16 protein-coding genes and 1 tRNA gene are annotated in these 16,466 nt (G+C 67.8%); 13 read left to right on the forward strand and 4 right to left on the reverse strand.

All coding sequences use genetic code 11. From position 1 onward, the window contains the following. The first annotated feature begins 213 nt into the window (after nucleotides 1-213). The 10 genes from ABZW96_RS21000 (at nucleotide 214) to ABZW96_RS21045 (ending at nucleotide 10,504) form a co-directional block, all read left to right on the forward strand. Nucleotides 214-978, forward strand: coding sequence for an ABC transporter permease (locus ABZW96_RS21000; RefSeq protein WP_355076899.1), 765 nt, complete (start codon nucleotides 214-216; stop codon nucleotides 976-978). Nucleotides 979-982: 4 nt separating this feature from the next. Further along, complete coding sequence (locus tag ABZW96_RS21005; RefSeq protein ID WP_355076901.1) at nucleotides 983-1,834, forward strand: ABC transporter permease; 852 nt, start codon at nucleotides 983-985, stop codon at nucleotides 1,832-1,834. A 5-nt stretch (nucleotides 1,835-1,839) separates the two neighbouring features. Next, nucleotides 1,840-3,054 carry an MCE family protein gene (locus tag ABZW96_RS21010; RefSeq protein ID WP_355076903.1) on the forward strand — a complete coding sequence of 405 codons (1,215 nt, stop codon included), beginning with the start codon at nucleotides 1,840-1,842 and terminating at the stop codon, nucleotides 3,052-3,054. Continuing rightward, nucleotides 3,051-4,079: an MCE family protein gene (locus tag ABZW96_RS21015; protein WP_355076905.1), complete on the forward strand. Its 1,029-nt coding sequence runs from the start codon at nucleotides 3,051-3,053 to the stop codon at nucleotides 4,077-4,079. The genes ABZW96_RS21010 and ABZW96_RS21015 overlap by 4 nt, the downstream gene beginning before the upstream one ends. Continuing rightward, the gene (locus ABZW96_RS21020) at nucleotides 4,076-5,137 is read left to right on the forward strand and encodes an MCE family protein (RefSeq protein WP_355076906.1); all 1,062 of its coding nucleotides are present in this window, start codon (nucleotides 4,076-4,078) and stop codon (nucleotides 5,135-5,137) included. Before ABZW96_RS21015 ends, ABZW96_RS21020 begins: the two co-directional genes overlap by 4 nt. Beyond that, nucleotides 5,134-6,405, forward strand: coding sequence for an MCE family protein (locus ABZW96_RS21025; protein WP_355076907.1), 1,272 nt, complete (start codon nucleotides 5,134-5,136; stop codon nucleotides 6,403-6,405). Before ABZW96_RS21020 ends, ABZW96_RS21025 begins: the two co-directional genes overlap by 4 nt. Then, complete coding sequence (locus ABZW96_RS21030) at nucleotides 6,402-7,655, forward strand: MCE family protein (RefSeq protein ID WP_355076909.1); 1,254 nt, start codon at nucleotides 6,402-6,404, stop codon at nucleotides 7,653-7,655. Before ABZW96_RS21025 ends, ABZW96_RS21030 begins: the two co-directional genes overlap by 4 nt. Beyond that, nucleotides 7,652-9,076 (forward strand): MlaD family protein, encoded by a 1,425-nt coding sequence (locus ABZW96_RS21035; RefSeq protein ID WP_355076910.1) that lies wholly within the window; start codon nucleotides 7,652-7,654, stop codon nucleotides 9,074-9,076. Before ABZW96_RS21030 ends, ABZW96_RS21035 begins: the two co-directional genes overlap by 4 nt. Continuing rightward, nucleotides 9,073-9,864 (forward strand): hypothetical protein, encoded by a 792-nt coding sequence (locus tag ABZW96_RS21040; RefSeq protein ID WP_355076911.1) that lies wholly within the window; start codon nucleotides 9,073-9,075, stop codon nucleotides 9,862-9,864. Before ABZW96_RS21035 ends, ABZW96_RS21040 begins: the two co-directional genes overlap by 4 nt. A 145-nt stretch (nucleotides 9,865-10,009) precedes the next feature. Next, entirely contained in the window at nucleotides 10,010-10,504 is a 495-nt protein-coding gene (locus tag ABZW96_RS21045) for a h domain protein (RefSeq protein WP_355076913.1), read from the forward strand. Nucleotides 10,505-10,523: 19 nt separating this feature from the next. Here the strand turns inward: ABZW96_RS21045 and ABZW96_RS21050 are convergent, their stop codons facing one another. The 4 genes from ABZW96_RS21050 to ABZW96_RS21065 form a co-directional block, all read right to left on the reverse strand. After that, nucleotides 10,524-11,990 carry a HAMP domain-containing sensor histidine kinase gene (locus ABZW96_RS21050; RefSeq protein ID WP_355076915.1) on the reverse strand — a complete coding sequence of 489 codons (1,467 nt, stop codon included), beginning with the start codon at nucleotides 11,988-11,990 and terminating at the stop codon, nucleotides 10,524-10,526. Continuing rightward, entirely contained in the window at nucleotides 11,987-12,718 is a 732-nt protein-coding gene (locus ABZW96_RS21055) for a response regulator transcription factor (protein WP_067795068.1), read from the reverse strand. Before ABZW96_RS21055 ends, ABZW96_RS21050 begins: the two co-directional genes overlap by 4 nt. Nucleotides 12,719-12,788: 70 nt before the next feature. Beyond that, nucleotides 12,789-14,330: a trehalose-6-phosphate synthase gene (locus ABZW96_RS21060; RefSeq protein WP_355077052.1), complete on the reverse strand. Its 1,542-nt coding sequence runs from the start codon at nucleotides 14,328-14,330 to the stop codon at nucleotides 12,789-12,791. A gap of 84 nt (nucleotides 14,331-14,414) precedes the next feature. Continuing rightward, nucleotides 14,415-14,585: a hypothetical protein gene (locus tag ABZW96_RS21065; protein ID WP_169334155.1), complete on the reverse strand. Its 171-nt coding sequence runs from the start codon at nucleotides 14,583-14,585 to the stop codon at nucleotides 14,415-14,417. Between the two features lie 188 nt (nucleotides 14,586-14,773). Here ABZW96_RS21065 and ABZW96_RS21070 point away from each other — a divergent pair, with 188 nt between their 5' ends. The 3 genes from ABZW96_RS21070 (at nucleotide 14,774) to ABZW96_RS21080 (ending at nucleotide 16,316) form a co-directional block, all read left to right on the forward strand. Beyond that, nucleotides 14,774-15,592, forward strand: coding sequence for an alpha/beta hydrolase (locus tag ABZW96_RS21070; protein ID WP_355077054.1), 819 nt, complete (start codon nucleotides 14,774-14,776; stop codon nucleotides 15,590-15,592). A gap of 168 nt (nucleotides 15,593-15,760) precedes the next feature. After that, nucleotides 15,761-16,000: an MbtH family protein gene (locus ABZW96_RS21075; RefSeq protein WP_067795192.1), complete on the forward strand. Its 240-nt coding sequence runs from the start codon at nucleotides 15,761-15,763 to the stop codon at nucleotides 15,998-16,000. Between the two features lie 244 nt (nucleotides 16,001-16,244). Continuing rightward, nucleotides 16,245-16,316, forward strand: a tRNA-Thr gene (locus tag ABZW96_RS21080). The last annotated feature ends 150 nt before the right edge of the window (nucleotides 16,317-16,466 follow it).

The raw sequence follows: 16,466 nt of genomic DNA on the forward strand, positions 1-16,466 counted from the left end.
AGGGACGGGTTATGCCTCACCTCACAAAGGTGGGATCATCACTCGCTGACACCGGTTCCAAATTTATATGCCGATCTTTCGAAAAATTGCACTTCAAATGTGTGAAAAGTGCTACCGGCAACACGGTGAACATGTTCTAATCGTTCCGGCGGTGCGGCCACGGTGAGATTCGCGCCGTGTGCTGTGTACGCCGGTGAGCAAGGAGGATCGCGGATGAACGAGGTCCTTGCCGTGCCGTTGCGGGCCGTCGGCGGATTCTTCGAACTCACCGCCGATGTCGCACGCGCCAGCGTGCGCAGACCCTTTCAATGGCGCGAGTTCATCGATCAGTCGTGGTTCATCGCGCGGGTATCGATCGTGCCGACATTGCTGGTGGCCATTCCGTTCACCGTTCTGGTGAGCTTCACGCTGAACATTCTGTTGCGGGAGATCGGCGCGGCCGACCTCAGCGGAGCGGGCGCGGCGTTCGGTGCGGTCACCCAGGTGGGGCCGATCGTCACCGTGCTCATTGTCGCGGGGGCGGGCGCGACCGCGATCTGCGCCGACCTCGGCGCACGCACCATCCGCGAGGAAATCGACGCCATGCGGGTGCTGGGCATCGATCCGGTGCACCGCTTGGTGGTGCCCCGAGTGCTCGCCTCGATGTTCGTCGCACTGATGCTCAACAGCCTGGTGTGCACCATCGGCATCGTCGGCGGATTTCTGTTCTCGGTGTTTCTGCAGGACGTGAACCCCGGCGCGTTCGTCAATGGCATCACGCTGCTCACCCATCTGCCCGAGCTGATCATTTCGGAGGTGAAAGCCGGATTGTTCGGGCTGATCGCCGGACTGGTCGCCTGCTATCTGGGCCTTAATGTCAAAGGCGGACCCAAGAGTGTCGGTGATGCGGTGAATCAGACCGTAGTCTTCGCTTTTATGGCCTTGTTCGTCGTGAACGTGGTGGTCACCGCCGTCGGCATCAAGTTCACGGCGCGGTGATCCGATGGCCTTCGTAATCGAATCCCGCTTCCCCCGTACCGTTCGACGGGTGCGCCGGATGTCGGACTCGCTCGATTCGGTGGGCAAGCATGCCGTTTTCTATGCCCAGGCGCTCGGCGCCATTCCGCGGGCGCTGGTGCACTACCGGACCGAGACCATCCGGCTGATCGCCGAGATCAGCATGGGCACGGGCGCGCTGGCGGTGATCGGCGGCACGGTGGTGATCGTCGGGTTCCTGACCCTCTTCGCGGGCGGCACCATCGCCGTGCAGGGCTACAGTTCGCTGGGCAATATCGGCGTCGAGGCGCTGACCGGCTTCTTCGCGGCGTTCATCAATGTCAGGATCGCGGCGCCGGTGATCTCCGGCATCGGCCTGGCGGCCACCATCGGGGCCGGTTCGACCGCGCAATTGGGCGCGATGCGGGTCGCCGAGGAGATCGACGCGCTGGAGTCGATGGCGATCCGGCCGGTGCCCTACCTGGTGGGCACCCGCGTATTGGCCGGGATGATCGCGATCGTCCCGCTCTACGCGCTGGCGGTAATCGCCTCGTTCCTGGCCAGCCGGTTCGCCACCGTGGTGATCTACGGGCAGTCGGCGGGCGTCTACGACCACTACTTCTCCACGTTCCTCATCCCGAGCGACATCCTCTGGTCCTTCGCCCAGGCGATCTTCATGGCACTGGCGGTCATGCTGATCCACACCTACTACGGCTACAACGCCGCGGGCGGGCCGGTCGGCGTGGGTGTCGCGGTGGGCAACGCGGTGCGCACCTCGCTGGTCGCGGTGGTCACGGTGACCTTGTTGATCTCGCTGGCCATCTACGGCACCTCCGGCAACTTCCATCTCTCCGGATAAGCGACATGGCGGAATCGAAGCAAACGGAAAACCGCCTGGTGCGGGCGCTGCGCGGCGGGCTCGGCCTGAAACTGGCCGGAGCGGCGATGGTGCTGGCGCTGGTCGCGATCATGGCGGTCGCGCTGATCATGTTCGTCGGCGGGTTCACGCCCACCGCCACCGTGACGGTGGACGCGCCGCGCAGCGGCCTGGTGCTGGACCCGGACGCCAAGGTGAAGGTGCGCGGTGTGGAGATCGGCCGGGTGGCCTCGGTCGACCACACCGACGAGGGCGCCAGGCTGAAGCTGGCCCTCGATCCGGAACTGCTGAAGCTGGTGCCGTCCAACGCGGACGTCGACATCAGGTCCACCACGGTGTTCGGCGCGAAGTACGTCAACTTCATCGTCCCGCAGCAGCCGGCGACCACTTCGCTGCAACCTGGCGCGGTCGTCACCGCGCAGCGGGTGACCGTCGAGTTCAACACGCTGTTCCAGCACCTGTCCGACGTGCTCGCCAAGATCGAGCCGGAGAAGCTGAACGCGACGTTGTCCGCGCTGGGCACCGCGCTACAGGGCCGCGGGGAGAAACTGGGCGAACTGCTCGAGCAGAGCGACGCCTACCTGCGCGACATCAACCCGTATCTGCCGACGCTGCAACAGGATCTGGCGAAGACCGGCCAGGTCACCGACCTGTACGCGGACTCGGTGAACGACCTGCTGCGCACCGTGGACAACTTCACGGTCACCAGCAAGACCCTGACCCAGGAACAGGACAGCCTGGACAACGTGCTGGTGAACCTCACCGGCTTGGCCGACACCACCGGATCGGTCCTGCGCGACAACGAGAATCAGCTCGGCACGGCGCTGGATCTGCTGCGCCCGACCACCGGATTGCTCGACGAGTACGCGCCCGCGCTGTACTGCCTGATCGGCGGCCTTGGCAAGGCGCTGCCGATGGGTGAGGCGGTCTTCGGTGGCTTGCAGGAAGGCGTCGCGCTGAACACCGGCTTCATGTACGGCGCGAAGCCGTACACCTACCCGGAGGATCTGCCCAAGGTCAACGCGACCGGCGGCCCGCAGTGCGGAGGCATCCTGGACCGGGTGCCGGGCAGCCACTCGGACTATGTCGTCACCGACACCTCGGAGGGGCATGTGTACACACCGTCGACGACACTGAGTGTCAACCCGCCGAAGATCTTCCAGATCCTGTTCGCCGGACTACCGGGGGTGCCGCGCCCGTGAAGAACACCGCGACCACCGTCAAACTGGCCATCTTCACCCTGGTGATGACGCTGATCTTCGCAGGCCTGGCGGTCGTGTTCAGTCAGATGCGCTTCGCGCGGGAGAACGGCTACCACGCCGTGTTCACCAGTTCCTCCGGCATGCTGCCCGGGGCGAAGGTGCGCATCGCGGGCGTGCCGGTCGGCTCCGTCAAGTCGGTGAAGGTCGGCAAGGACTATCTCGCGCACGTCGAGTTCGATGTCGACCGCAAGTACCGGCTGCTCACCAGCACTCGTGCGGCGATCAAATACGAGAACCTGGTCGGCGACCGCTATCTCGAGCTGTCGGAGGGCCCCGGCTCCAACCGCGTCTTGCAGCCGGGCGGCACCATCGCCAAGGAACAGACCGCGCCCGCCCTCGATCTGGACATGTTGCTCGGCGGTTTCCGGCCGCTGCTGCGCGGACTCGACCCCGGCCAGGTGAACGACCTGACCAACGCGCTGCTGCAGATCTTCCAGGGCCAAGGCGGCACGCTGGTGTCGCTGCTCAACAGCGGCGGCTCGTTCGCCAAGACGCTCGCCGACCGGGACGCCCTGATCGGCAGCGTGATCAACAACCTCAACGCGGTCCTGCAGACCATCGATGAGCGCGGCGACCAGTTCGCCACCACGATCGCCGAATTACAACGCTTGATCAGCGGATTGGCCGCCGACAAGGACCAGATCGGCGACGCGATCCCGCGCATCGCAGGCGCTACCGGCGACCTGACCGATCTGCTCTCCCAAGCCCGCCCCGATCTGCGGGGCACCATCGAGCAGACCGGGCGTCTGGCCACGAATCTCGACGCCGGGTCGGACACGGTCCAGTGGGTGCTGGACCGGCTGCCGTCGACCTATCGCCAGCTGATCCGCATCGGCTCATACGGCTCCTTCCTCCAGCTCTACGTCTGCTCGACGAACTTCCTGGTGGACGGCCCGAACGGCCAGACGATGAAGATCAACATGCCCGGGGCGCAGACGACCGGAAGGTGTGCGGACAACCGATGAAAGAGCAGCGATCACCCGCCATCACCATCGGCATCGTCGGCCTCGTGCTCGCCGTGGCGGTGGCGCTGTCGGCCCTGCAATTCGACCGGCTGCCGTTCATCCGTTCCGGCGCGACGTTCACCGCCTACTTCGCCGACGCGGGCGGCCTGCTGCCCGGCGACCCGGTCCAAGTGGCGGGCGTTCGATCCGGTCGCGTGGAGGACGTCAGCCTGGACGGCGCGAAAGTGCTCGTCCGGTTCACTCTCGCGGAGTCGATCGTGCTCGGTGAGAAGACTTCGGCGGCGATCAAGACCAACACGGTGCTCGGCCGCAAGTCGCTGGAGCTGACGCCGTCGGGCACCGGCGCGCTGCGCGTCGACGACACCATCCCGCTCGAGCGCACCACATCGCCGTATTCGCTCAACGAGGCGCTGAGCGACCTGGCGGGCACGGTGCACGACCTGGACCTGGACCGGGTCGACCAGACCCTCGACGCGCTCTCGGCGACCTTCGCCGACACGCCCGCGCCGTTGCGCTCGGCGCTGGACGGCGTCACCGCGCTCTCCCGCAGCATCAACGCGCGCGATCAAGCGCTGACGGACTTGCTGAAGCGGGCGCAGAACGTGACGAAGATCCTCGCCGACCGGGGCAACCAGATCAGCGCGCTGCTGCTGGACGGCAACGAACTGCTCGGCGAGCTGGACCGGCGGCGCACCGCCCTCGGGCAGCTGATCGTCTACGTCAACGGACTCGCCCAGCAGCTCTCCGGCCTGGTCGCCGACAACGAGGCGCAGCTGAAACCCGCCCTGGACAAACTGAATTCGGTGCTGGCGCTGTTGCAGCGCAACAAGCAGAATCTCGCGGACGCGCTGGACGGGCTCGGACCGTTCGCCGCGGCCCTGGGTGAGCAGGTCGGCAGCGGTCCCTACTTCCAGGCCTACGTGATCAACGCGGCGAGCAAGACGCTGCAACCGCTGGTGGACGCGCTGGTGTGGCCGCAGCACCTGCCGAGTGATCTGCAGAGCTACCTCACGCCGTCCCCATCGATCGAACCCGCGATACAGGAGCCGCCGCGGTGAATATCGTACGGAAACTACCTCGCTGGGCGTTGGTGCTGGCCGGAGTGGTCGTCGCGGCGCTCGTGGTCGCCGTCGCGTGGAACGGCATAACCCGGATCGGGACCACCAAGGTCACCGCCTATTTCACCTCCACATCCGGCCTGTACGCGGGCGACGACGTGCGGGTGCTCGGCGTCAAGGTCGGCCGCATCGACGCGATAGAGCCCGGCGCGGATCGGGTGAAGGTGTCCATGACCCTGAATCGCGGAGTCGACGTCCCCGCCGACCCGAAAGCGGTGATCATCTCGCCTTCGCTGGTCTCGGCGCGTTTCATCCAAATCGCGCCCGCCTACACCGGCGGTCCGAAATTGAAGGACAACAGCGTGATCCCGATCGAGCACACCGCGGTGCCGGTCGAATGGGACGACATCAAGGCCGAGCTGTCCAAGCTGGCCACCGCGCTCGGCCCGGTCGGCGACGACAAACAGGGGTCGTTCGGCCGCTTCGTCGACACCGCCGCGAACAACCTCGACGGCAACGGACAGCGGTTCCGCGACACCCTGCGGGAGCTGTCGGCCACCTTGAACACGCTGTCGGACGGCCGCACCGACCTGTTCGGCACCGTGCGCAACCTGCAGAAGTTCGTCGACGTGCTGTCGGCGAGCAACGAGCAGATCGTGCAGTTCGAAGGCAGGCTCGCGTCGGTGTCCTCGGTGCTGGCCGGGGTCTCCTCGGATCTCGGCGCGGGCCTGGACAACCTGGACGCGGCGATCGTCGACGTGCGCCGGTTCATCGCGGGCAGCGGAGCGGAACTCGCCGAGGGCGTGCAGCGGCTGGCCGACGCCACCCAAGTGCTGGTCGACAAGCGACCGGAATTGGAACGCGTCCTGCACTCCGGCCCGACCGCGCTGGTGAACTTCTACCAGATCTACAAACCGGCCCAAGGCACCCTGACCGGCGCGATCGCGCTGAACAACCCGGCCGACCCGCTCGGCTTCCTGTGCGGCTCGGTCCGCGCGCTGGAGACCAACGACTCCGATCGCAGCGCCGACCTGTGCGCGCAATACCTCGCGCCCGTGATCAACAGCCTGAGCATGAACTACGTGCCGATCATGACGAACCCGGCCAGCGGCGTGACCGCGTTTCCCGACCAGCTGGTGTACTCCGATCCCAGCCTGGCCGGGCGGGTGGCGAGCCAGAATCCGGCGCAGCCGCAGCCCGCTCCGGTGAGCATCCCGGACGGCCTCGCCGGGCTGGCCATCCCGGGCCTGACAGGAGGAGGGCGATGATGCCGAGGCGGCGGATGCGCCGCACCGCCGCCGTCGCGGCGGGGCTGGCGGTGGCGCTCGGCGTCACGGGCTGTCAGTGGGACGGACTGAATTCGCTGCCCATGCCCGGCACCGAGGGGACCGCACCCGGCTCCTACGAGGTGCGCGTCCAGATGCCGAACGTCACCACGCTGACCAGGAATTCGCCGGTGCGGGTGCACGACGTCGCGGTCGGCACCGTCTCGAAGATCGAGGTGGAGGACTGGCACGCGCTGGTCACCGTCTCGCTGAACCCGGACGTGCACCTGCCCGCGAACGCCGTCGCCAAGATCGGGCAGACCAGTCTGCTCGGCTCCAACCATCTCGAGCTCTCCGAGCCGACCGATCAGCCCCCCGAAGGCCAGTTGAAGGCTGGCGACGTCATCCCGCTCGCGCGTGCCGGAACCTATCCGACCACCGAGCAGGTGCTGTCGTCGCTGTCGGTGGTGCTCAACGGCGGTGGCGTCGCGCAATTGGAAACCATCACCCACGAGCTGAATTCCGCGCTCACCGGGCGGGAGGACGCCATCAGGGACCTGCTGCCGCAGCTGAACGAGCTGACCACGAACCTGGACCGCCAGACCGGCGACATCATCGCCGCGATGAGCGGACTGGACCGGCTCGGCGGTCAGCTCGCCGAGCAGCGCGACGTGGTGGCGGAGGCGATCGAGCAGATCCATCCGGCGTTGACCGTGCTGGCCGATCGCCGCGCGAACATCACCAGGGCGATCACCGCGCTGGGCGAGCTGAGCGACGTCGTGCGGCGCATCGTCGCGGCGAGCGGCGACGACTTGAAGGCCAACCTGCACAGCCTCGTGCCGGTGCTGAAGTCGCTGTCGGACACCGGCAGCGATCTGACCGAGGCGCTGAAGATCCTGGCCACCTTCCCGTTCCCGATGAAGAACCTGGACCACGCGATCAAGGGTGACTACCTCAACCTGTTCATGACCGTGGACATCACCGGCAAGCGGCTGGATTCGAACTTCCTCACCGGAACGCCGCTGGGCGGACGGTTCGGCGGCGTGGAAGGCGCGCTCGGCAGCTTCGCGCCCGGCACGGCAGCGCAGAACGGCGACCCGGCCACGGGTCCGTTGCAGGCGCCGCCGCCCGCGGCGAGCCAGCCCGCCCCGACCATCCCGGGACTCCCGCCGATCCCCGGCATTCCCGCCATTCCCGGGTTGACCGTGCCCATGCCGGGCAACACCGCGCCGCAAGGGGGTCCGGGACAGTGACACTCACCCGGTTCGTCCGTACCCAGCTGATCATCTTCTCCGTGCTGACGGTGATCGGCCTGGTGGTCATGGGCGGCACCTACGTCAAACTGCCGGCGATGTTCGGCATCGGGCGCTACGAGGTCACCGTGCGGCTGGCCGCGACCGGTGGTCTCTACCCGACGGCCAACGTCGCCTATCGCGGCACGAACGTCGGTGTGGTGAAGGAGGTCCGGCTGACGCCGGTCGGCGTGGACGCGAAGCTGTCCATCGCCAGCGACTACAAGATTCCCTCGGATGTCGACGCGTGGGTGCGCAGCGTCTCCGCGGTCGGCGAGCAGTACGTGGACCTGGTGCCCGCGCAGAACCGCACGGGCGGAAACCTGCGCGACGGCAGCGTGATCCCGGTGGAGCGCACCAAGCTGCCGCAAGAGGTCGGCGCGCTGCTCGACCAGGCCGACCGGCTGCTGTCGAGCGTCGCGGACACCCGGCTGAAACAGGTCATCGACGAGGCGTTCCTCGCGTTCAACGGCGCGGGACCGGATCTGCAACGGTTCATCGATTCCGCGTCGTTGCTGGTGCAGGAAGCGCAGGCCAACGCGGAACCGACGAAACAGCTGCTCGACCGGATCGGGCCGCTGCTGGACACCCAGACCCGCTCGGACGCCGCGATCCGTTCCTGGACCGCCGATCTCGCGACGGTCACCGACCAGTTACGCGGTCACGACCCCGCGCTGCGTGGAATCCTGCGCGAGGGCCCGTCGTCGATGCAGCGGGTGACCAACCTGTTCGAGGACCTGCGCCCGACGCTGCCGCTGCTGCTGTCGAATCTGGTCAGCGTCGGTCAGGTCGCCGTCACGTATCACGCGGGGCTGGAGCAGATCCTGGTGGTGTATCCGCCGCTGGTCGCCGCGCTGCTGACCGCCGTCCGCGGTCCGCTGGAATACGGCGCGCTGGTCGACTTCATGGCGCTGGTCAACGACCCGCCCGCGTGCACGACCGGCTTCCTCCCGCCCGACCAGCGGCGCTCGCCGAGCGAGCTCGACACCCCGGACACGCCGCCGGGCCTGTACTGCAAGGTTCCACAGGACGCACCCGAAGCGGTGCGCGGCATCCGCAACACGCCGTGCGCCGAGGTGCCCGGTGTGCGCGCCCCGACGCCGGAACTGTGCCGCACGGGGTACGTTCCGATCGGTGACAACCCGCCGTTCGGGCCGCCGCGTCCGGTGGCGCCCGCCGCCGCGCCCGCGAGCGAGCCCCCGGTCGTCGCACCCGCGAGTTACGGTGGCGGCACACCAGCCGCCGCACGGTCGTACGACCCGGCCACCGGCGTGTACATCGGCACCGACGGGCGTACCTACCGACAGGGCGATATCGGACCGGGCGGTTCGGGCGCGGTACCGTCGAGCTGGCAGGCGATGCTCGAGGAGCAGCAACGATGAGTGAGAGCAACGGAGAAGGTCACCGCGCGCGACGGCGTGCGGTGCGCTCGGCCGGGCCGCCGGTCGAGGAGAACGCGACCGGTGGCGTGCGGACCGTGGTCGCGAAGGACCCTGCCGCCGCGACCGAAACCGGCGTCGCGGACGGCGGTACGAGTTCGGTCGCGGCCGAGCCGGAAGTCTCGTCCGCTTCGGCGCCGGTCACGGACGACTCGAGCGTCGATGCGGCGAAGGTATCCGTGACGAAAACCGACGCCGAACCCGACTCCGAGGCAACACCGGCCGAGCCCGAAGGGAACAAACGGCGCGGAGTCCCGCGTGTCCTCGCCGCGGCCGCCGCGGCCTTGCTGGTCGTGGCGCTCGTGGCCGGTGCGGTCGTGTCGGTTGTCGCGACGCACGCGACCCACGAACGTGACCAGCGCCGAGCCGAATACGTGGAAACCGCCAGGCAGGCGATCGTCAACCTGACCACCATCCGCGCGGATACGGCCAAGCAGGACATCGACCGGATCCTCTCGCTGGCCTCGGGGGAGTTCAAGACCGAGTTCGACGGCCGGGTCGACCCGTTCACCAGCATCGTGCAGCAGGCCAAAGTGGTCTCCAGCGGCGAGATCGTCGAGGCCGCGCTGGAAAGCGACGACGATCGCTCCGGACGGGTGCTGGTCGCCGCCAAGCAGACGCTGACCAACGCGGGCCAGGCCGAGCCGCAGACCAGGTACTACCGGTTCCGGGTCACCGTGTCGCGCGGCGATTCGGGGCTGTCGGTGTCCAACGTGGAGTTCGTGGCATGAACGGTCAGGCCCGGAGGCGGCAGCGGAGCGTGACCACGGAGGGCCCCGTTCATGCCGGAGTCGGACACAGCATGAACGGTCAGGCCCGGAGGCGGCAGCGGAGCGTGACCACGCAGGGCCCCGTTCATGCCGGAGAGGACACAGCATGAGTATGAACGGCATTCGCGCCAAGATCCTGCTAGCGGTCCTCGGTGTGGTCGTCGCGGCGGCCGCGGTCGTCGGCGGCGTGAACGGCTACCGCTACTGGGATGACCGGCAGGCCGAGCAATCGCGCAAGGACGCGGTCGCGACGGCGGGCCGCACTCTCGAGGCCATGTTCACCTACAACCCGCAGACCGTGGACACCGAGCTGCGCAAATCCGCCGACAACCTCAGCGGTGACTTCCGCGCCGACTACCTGACGCTGATCGAGAAGCAGATCGCTCCCGGCGCCAAGGAGAAGCAGCTCACCGTCACTGCGACCACCCAGGCGGCCGGCGTCATCTCCGCCGACCGCTCGCACGCGCAGGTCCTGCTGTTCCTCAACCAGGTGATGACGAGCAAGGACACCCCGCAGGGCACCACCACGGGCAGCCGGGTACGCGTCTCCTTGACGAAGTCCGATTCGCACTGGTTGGTGTCGGCGGTGACGCCGGTCTGACGCCGGTCCGCTGGATTCGCTAGGCCGATTCCGATGACACTGTGCGCGGCAGCCGCACCGTGAACGTCGTCCCGGCCTCGGGCGTACTGCGCACGCCCACCTCGCCGCCGTGCGCCGTCACCAGGGCTTGCACGATGGACAAGCCGAGACCCGTGCCGCCGCTGCTGCGGGCGCGGGAGGTGTCGGCACGGTAGAAGCGCTCGAAGACGCGCTCGGCGTCCTCCGCTGTCAGTCCTGGACCGGTATCCGCCACTTCGAGCAGCACATCGTCGGGGCCGGGGGTGAGCAATACCGTCACCTTCGCGTCGGGCGCGGTGTGGGTGAGGGCGTTGTTCAGCAGATTGCTCAGTACCTGGCGCAGCCTCGCCTCGTCCCCGATCACCTCGAGCGTCCCCTCGCCCGGTTCGATCCGCAGCTCGATGGTGCGGACGGGCCCGTCGGCGTGCCCGGCGGAGACCACGGCGCGCGCGTTGTGCACTCCGTCGCTGGCGACGGCGAGCAGGTCCACCGGGCCGAGTTCCAGCGGGCGCTGCGCGTCCAGCCGCGCGAGCATCAGCAGGTCTTCCACGAGCACGCCCATCCGCTGGGATTCGCGCTCGATGCGGTCCATGAACGCGGCGGGATCGTCGGTCGCGCCCTGCCGATACAGCTCCGCGAACCCGCGGATCGTCGTCAACGGGGTGCGCAACTCGTGACTGGCGTCGGCGATGAAACGGCGCATGCGGTCCTCGGACCGGCGGGCCGCCTCCTCGGACGCGGCGGTCGCGGTGAACGCGCGCTGGATCTGCGTCAGCATCCCGTTCAGCGATCTGGACAGCCGGTCGACCTCGGTGTTGGTGTCGCGCACCGGCACCCGGCGGTGCAGGTCGCCTTGGGCGATGGCCGCGGCGGTGCTCTCCACTCGGCGTAGCGGCCGCAAGCTGCGCCGCACCATGAAGTACGCGAGCACCGCCAGCACGGCCAGGACGACCGCCCCGACGATCAGCTCCAGCACCACGAGCCGGTGCACCGTGTCGGTGTTCTGCGTGAGCGGCAGCGCCACTGTCGTCGTGCCCTCCGGTGTGCGCAGCGTCAGCACCCGCCACCGGATCGCTCCTCCGTTCGCGGAGTCGACGGTGTACGGGCCCGTCGGCGGCGTGGCAGGCAGCACCGGCTCCGCGTCGACGGCGAACGCCGGGATGAGGAACGCGCGCCCGTCGGTGCGTATCGAACGCACCCAGAACTGGCTGGGGGCGTGGCGTGGGTCGGGCGGCAGCACCGGTGGCGGCGGCCCACGCCGGGACCATTCCATCGCGCCTCCGCGCAACTGCTGGTCGGTACGGGCGGTCAGCTGCTGTTCCAGGGCCGAAGTGACCACCATGCCGGAGACGAGCAAGCCGAGCCCCGCCGTGAGCACCAGCAGAACCATCAGCGTCACGCGCAGCGGAACGGCGGACAGCCAGCCGGAAACCTTCGCGCGCGCGCCGACGATCCGGCCCCGGCTCATGAACCGCTCTTGCGGTGGGGCGCGCGCATCACGTAGCCGACGCCGCGCAGCGTGTGGATCAGCCGGGTATCGCCGGTGTCGACCTTCTTGCGCAGGTAGGAGACGTAGGTTTCCACGACGCCGACCTCGCCGCCGAAGTCGTAGCGCCAGACGTGGTCGAGGATGCGCGGTTTGCTCAGCACGGTGCCCGCGTTGACCATGAAGTAGCGCAGCAGTGTGAACTCGGTGGGCGACAGCGCGACCGGCTCGCCCGCCTTCCACACCTCGTGGGTGTCGTCGTCGAGTTCGATGTCCTCGAAACGGAGGCGCGAGCTTTCCCGCTGCGGCGCGGCGTGCCCGGCGCGGCGCAGGATCACCCGCAGCCGGGCCACCACTTCCTCCAGGCTGAACGGCTTGGTGACGTAGTCGTCGGCACCGAGGGTGAGGCCGGTGATCTTGTCCTGCACGTCGTCGCGCGCGGTCAGGAACAGCACGGGCGCGTCGATGCCGTCGGCCCGCAACCTGCGCAGCAGGCCGAAGCCGTCCATGCCGGGCATCATCACGTCCACGATCAGCGCCTGCGGACGGAAGCTGCGCGCCTTGTCCAGCGCCTGCGCGCCGTCGGCCGCGGTGTCGACTTCGAAGCCCTGATAGCGCAGACTCACCGCGAGCAGTTCGACGATCATCGGCTCGTCGTCGACCACCAGCACCCTGGCCTCGGGTGTCTGCTGCACGGGGGCGCCACTCATGGCTTCATCGTCCGCTGTTCGCCTGCGAACTTCCTGGACCGAAGCTGGGTGATTCCTGTGAACGTCGGACTCAGCGGTCCTCGGGATAGACATCGTCGTCGGTCAGCAGCGCGCTGCCCGCGACCTGGTCCTGCGCCAGCGCGTCGAGGAAGGCCCGCGCCCAGCGATCAACATCGTGCGCCAGCACCTGCCTGCGCAGCGAACGCATCCGCCTGCGTTTGACGTCGCGCTCGTCCTCCAACGCCGCGACGATGGCGTCCTTCACGTCGTCCAGGTCGTGCGGATTGCACAGGTACGCCTGCCGCAGTTCCGACGCGGCGCCGGTGAACTCGCTCAGCACCAAGGCGCCGTTGAGCCCGCTGTGGCACGCGACGTACTCCTTGGCGACGAGGTTCATGCCGTCGCGCAGCGGCGTCACCAGCATCACGTCGGCGGCGACGAAGAACGCGACCAGCTCGTCGCGCGGGATCGGACGGTGCAGGTAGTGCACCACCGGGTAGCCGACCCGGGCGAACTCGCCGTTGATCCGGCCGACCTGGCGTTCGATGTCGCCGCGCATCTGGATGTAGCTCTCCACCCGCTCGCGACTGGGCGTGGCCAGCTGGATCATGACCGTGTCGGCGGGATCGATCCGGCCCTCGACGAGCAGCTCCTCGAGCGCGTTGAGACGGATATCGATGCCCTTGGTGTAGTCCAGCCGGTCGACGCCGAGCAGGATGTTCTTCGGGTTGCCCAGCTCGGCCCGGATCTTGGCGGCGCGCTCGCGCACCGATCTGCGCCTGGAGTGCTCGTCCAGCTCGGCGGAGGCGATGGAGATCGGGAACGCGCCGACTCGCACCGTGCGGAAACCGACCTGGACGACGCCGAGCTTGGAGCGCACGCCGACCGACCCGCGCGAGGTCGGCTGACCGGCCAGCCTGCGCGCCAGATAAAGGAAGTTCTGCGCGCCGCCGGGCAGGTGGAAGCCGATGAGATCGGCGCCGAGCAGGCCCTCCACGATCTCCGTGCGCCACGGCATCTGCATGAACAGCTCGACCGGCGGGAACGGGATGTGCAGGAAGAACCCGATGGTGAGGTCGGGACGCAGCATGCGCAGCATCTTGGGCACCAGCTGGAGCTGGTAGTCCTGTACCCACACCGTCGCGCCCTCGGCGGCGACCTTGGCGGTGGCCTCGGCGAAGCGCCGGTTCACGGTGACGTAGGCGCTCCACCACCTGCGGTCGTAGACCGGCCGCACGATGACGTCGTGGTACAGCGGCCACAGCGTGCCGTTGGAGAAGCCCTCGTAGTAGTCGGCCACCTCGTCGGCCGACAACGGGACCGGATGCAGTTCGAGGCCGTCCTCGATGATCGGATCCACGTCGACGTTGGGAACGCCCGCCCAGCCGACCCACGCCCCCTTGTTGTTGCGCAAGACCGATTCCAGCGCGGTCACCAGACCGCCCGGGCTGCGTTTCCACCTGGTGCTGCCGTCGGGCAGTCGTTCGAGGTCGACCGGGAGCCGGTTGGCGACGACGACGAAACCGGAGCCAGTACCGGAGCCGGTGGTTTCCGCCGCGGCGTCAGCAGTCGAGGTGTCTCTGGCGTGCTCGGAGTCGTCGGACGGATTCATCTGGTCCACTCACGCATCCTTTGCGCGTTGCTGTATCCCGCTGGAGTTGTGTAGTCGACGTCGCCGTTGGCGTCGAGAACGAGATTATTCGCCTCGAGCGTTCGGTCCAATACCCAACATAGACAACAACATCCGGCATTCGTCCGCGTCCTCGGCGTAGGCCGCGACCACTCGCTGCGCCTGACGCGCCGTTTCGTCGGCGAGTGGTTCCAGATCGTCGTCCGCAATGTCGTTGGCGCTGCCCTTCGCGGCCATCGTCAAGTCCTCCCGGCTCGTGCGCTCTTACCCTGCGAAAAGTCAATGGTATGCGACGCTGGGAGGCGCGCCCGCCGGGGCGTTGGCGCAATGGCGGCGCGCGCCGCCAGGACACCCCGGTCGACGTGCCTTCCTCGCTGGTCCCTATACCGTGGGGAGCGCAGCACCAACTCCACGAAAGGGTCGACATGCCGCTGGCCACGGTGAACGGGATTTCCCTCAACTATCAGGTGAAGGGTGACCGCGCCAAGGGCTCCGCGCCGCTGGTGGTCATGATCATGGGCACCGGCAGTCCCGGCCGGGTGTGGGAGCTGCACCAGGTTCCGGCCCTGGTCGCGGCCGGTTACCGGGTGTGCACGTTCGACAACCGCGGGATCGCGCCGTCCTTCGAGGCCGCCTCCGGCATGACCATCGACGAGCTGGCCGCCGACACCGCCGCCCTGATCGAATTCCTGGACGAGGGCCCGGCGCTGGTGGTGGGCACCTCGATGGGGGCGCGTGTGGCGCAGGAGCTGGCCCTGGCCCGCCCCGACCTGGTCCGCAAGGCCGTGTTCATGGCCGGGCACGGGCGGCTGGACCAGTTCCAGAAGACGCTCTCGCTCGGTGAACACGAACTCGACGCGGGCGGGGTGACACTGCCGCCGAAATACGAGGCGGCGATCACCGCGGTCATGAATCTCTCGCCTGCGACCATGGCCGAGCCGAACGCCGCGCGCGACTGGCTCGACCTGTTCGAGTTCACCGGCGGGCCGGTCTCGCCAGGCATTCGCGCCCAGCGCAGGATGGATCACGATTTCGACCGGGTGCAGGCCTACCGGGCGATCCGGGTGCCATGTCTTTCGGTCGGATTCGCCGACGACCGGATGATTCCGCCGTATCTGTCCAGGGAGATCGCCGAGGTCATTCCGGGTGCGCGGTACCAGGAGGTACCGGACGCCGGGCATTTCGGATATTTGGAGCGGCCGGAGGCGGTGAACAAGATTCTCCTGGACTTCTTTGCGTCCTGATTGCGAGTCGGCCGAGGTGCGGGCATAGGTAACCGCCCAGGCGTAACGTCTTGCTTGCTAGTGTCGAAACAACGCTCGGGTCTGTCGGCGCCAGAGGTTGGAAGCAACCCGGCACCGTGCGAACCAGGAGCGATCCCGTACATAGCGCCAGTATCCAGTGAGGTGAAATTGAGCACCAACCCCTTCGATGATGAAGACGGCCGCTTCTTCGTCCTGGTCAACGACGAGGAACAGCATTCCCTGTGGCCGGCCTTCGCAGAGGTTCCAGCCGGATGGCGAGTCGTGTTCGGTGAGGACAGCCGCGCCGCCTGCGTCGAGTACGTGGAGAAGAACTGGACCGACATGCGTCCGAAGAGCCTGCGCGACGCCATGGCCGCGGACGACGCGGCTCGTCAGGGCTCTGTCTGACCTGCCGCGCCTCCGGCGCGGCGTGTTCGCGGCTCCTTGACGGCTCCCGTCCGAGTGACCGCCGCTCGCGACTTCGTCGCGGACGCGGCGGCCACTCGGCTATGAGCTGGGCCGCGAACGGCACATGCTCGATCTCGCTTCGCTCGAAAGCGGTTGTCGGGCCGGTACGGTCGCGTTCGGTGCCGAACGCGGATTCCGTTGTGATGCGGACGGCGTATCGGGCTATGATGACAACCGCTTTCCCGCCTCCTTAGCTCAGTGGTAGAGCACTCGCCTTGTAAGCGAGCGGTCGTCAGTTCAATCCTGACAGGGGGCTCCGTTCAGCCGCTGCGCGTCTGTAGCTCAGTGGTAGAGGCCGTGCTCGATGTTGTAAGCGAGCGGTCGTCAGTTCAATCCTGACAGGGGGCTCCGTTCAGCCGCTGCGCGTCTGTAGCTCAGTGGTAGAGGCCGTGCTCGATGTTGTAAG

Origin of the sequence: Nocardia sp. NPDC004168 (genome assembly GCF_040610355.1) — a bacterium.
In the GTDB taxonomy this organism is placed as follows: domain Bacteria; phylum Actinomycetota; class Actinomycetes; order Mycobacteriales; family Mycobacteriaceae; genus Nocardia; species Nocardia sichangensis.

What these genes read in the sequence shown, in the direction of transcription:
- ABZW96_RS21000 (WP_355076899.1), top strand. Translation starts at nt 214, where the DNA reads ATGAACGAGGTCCTTGCCGTGCCGTTGCGGGCCGTCGGCGGATTCTTC.
- ABZW96_RS21005 (WP_355076901.1), top strand. Translation starts at nt 983, where the DNA reads ATGGCCTTCGTAATCGAATCCCGCTTCCCCCGTACCGTTCGACGGGTG.
- ABZW96_RS21010 (WP_355076903.1), top strand. Translation starts at nt 1,840, where the DNA reads ATGGCGGAATCGAAGCAAACGGAAAACCGCCTGGTGCGGGCGCTGCGC.
- ABZW96_RS21020 (WP_355076906.1), top strand. Translation starts at nt 4,076, where the DNA reads ATGAAAGAGCAGCGATCACCCGCCATCACCATCGGCATCGTCGGCCTC.
- ABZW96_RS21030 (WP_355076909.1), top strand. Translation starts at nt 6,402, where the DNA reads ATGATGCCGAGGCGGCGGATGCGCCGCACCGCCGCCGTCGCGGCGGGG.
- ABZW96_RS21040 (WP_355076911.1), top strand. Translation starts at nt 9,073, where the DNA reads ATGAGTGAGAGCAACGGAGAAGGTCACCGCGCGCGACGGCGTGCGGTG.
- ABZW96_RS21045 (WP_355076913.1), top strand. Translation starts at nt 10,010, where the DNA reads ATGAGTATGAACGGCATTCGCGCCAAGATCCTGCTAGCGGTCCTCGGT.
- ABZW96_RS21050 (WP_355076915.1), bottom strand. Translation starts at nt 11,990, where the DNA reads ATGAGCCGGGGCCGGATCGTCGGCGCGCGCGCGAAGGTTTCCGGCTGG.
- ABZW96_RS21055 (WP_067795068.1), bottom strand. Translation starts at nt 12,718, where the DNA reads ATGAGTGGCGCCCCCGTGCAGCAGACACCCGAGGCCAGGGTGCTGGTG.
- ABZW96_RS21060 (WP_355077052.1), bottom strand. Translation starts at nt 14,330, where the DNA reads ATGAATCCGTCCGACGACTCCGAGCACGCCAGAGACACCTCGACTGCT.
- ABZW96_RS21065 (WP_169334155.1), bottom strand. Translation starts at nt 14,585, where the DNA reads ATGGCCGCGAAGGGCAGCGCCAACGACATTGCGGACGACGATCTGGAA.
- ABZW96_RS21070 (WP_355077054.1), top strand. Translation starts at nt 14,774, where the DNA reads ATGCCGCTGGCCACGGTGAACGGGATTTCCCTCAACTATCAGGTGAAG.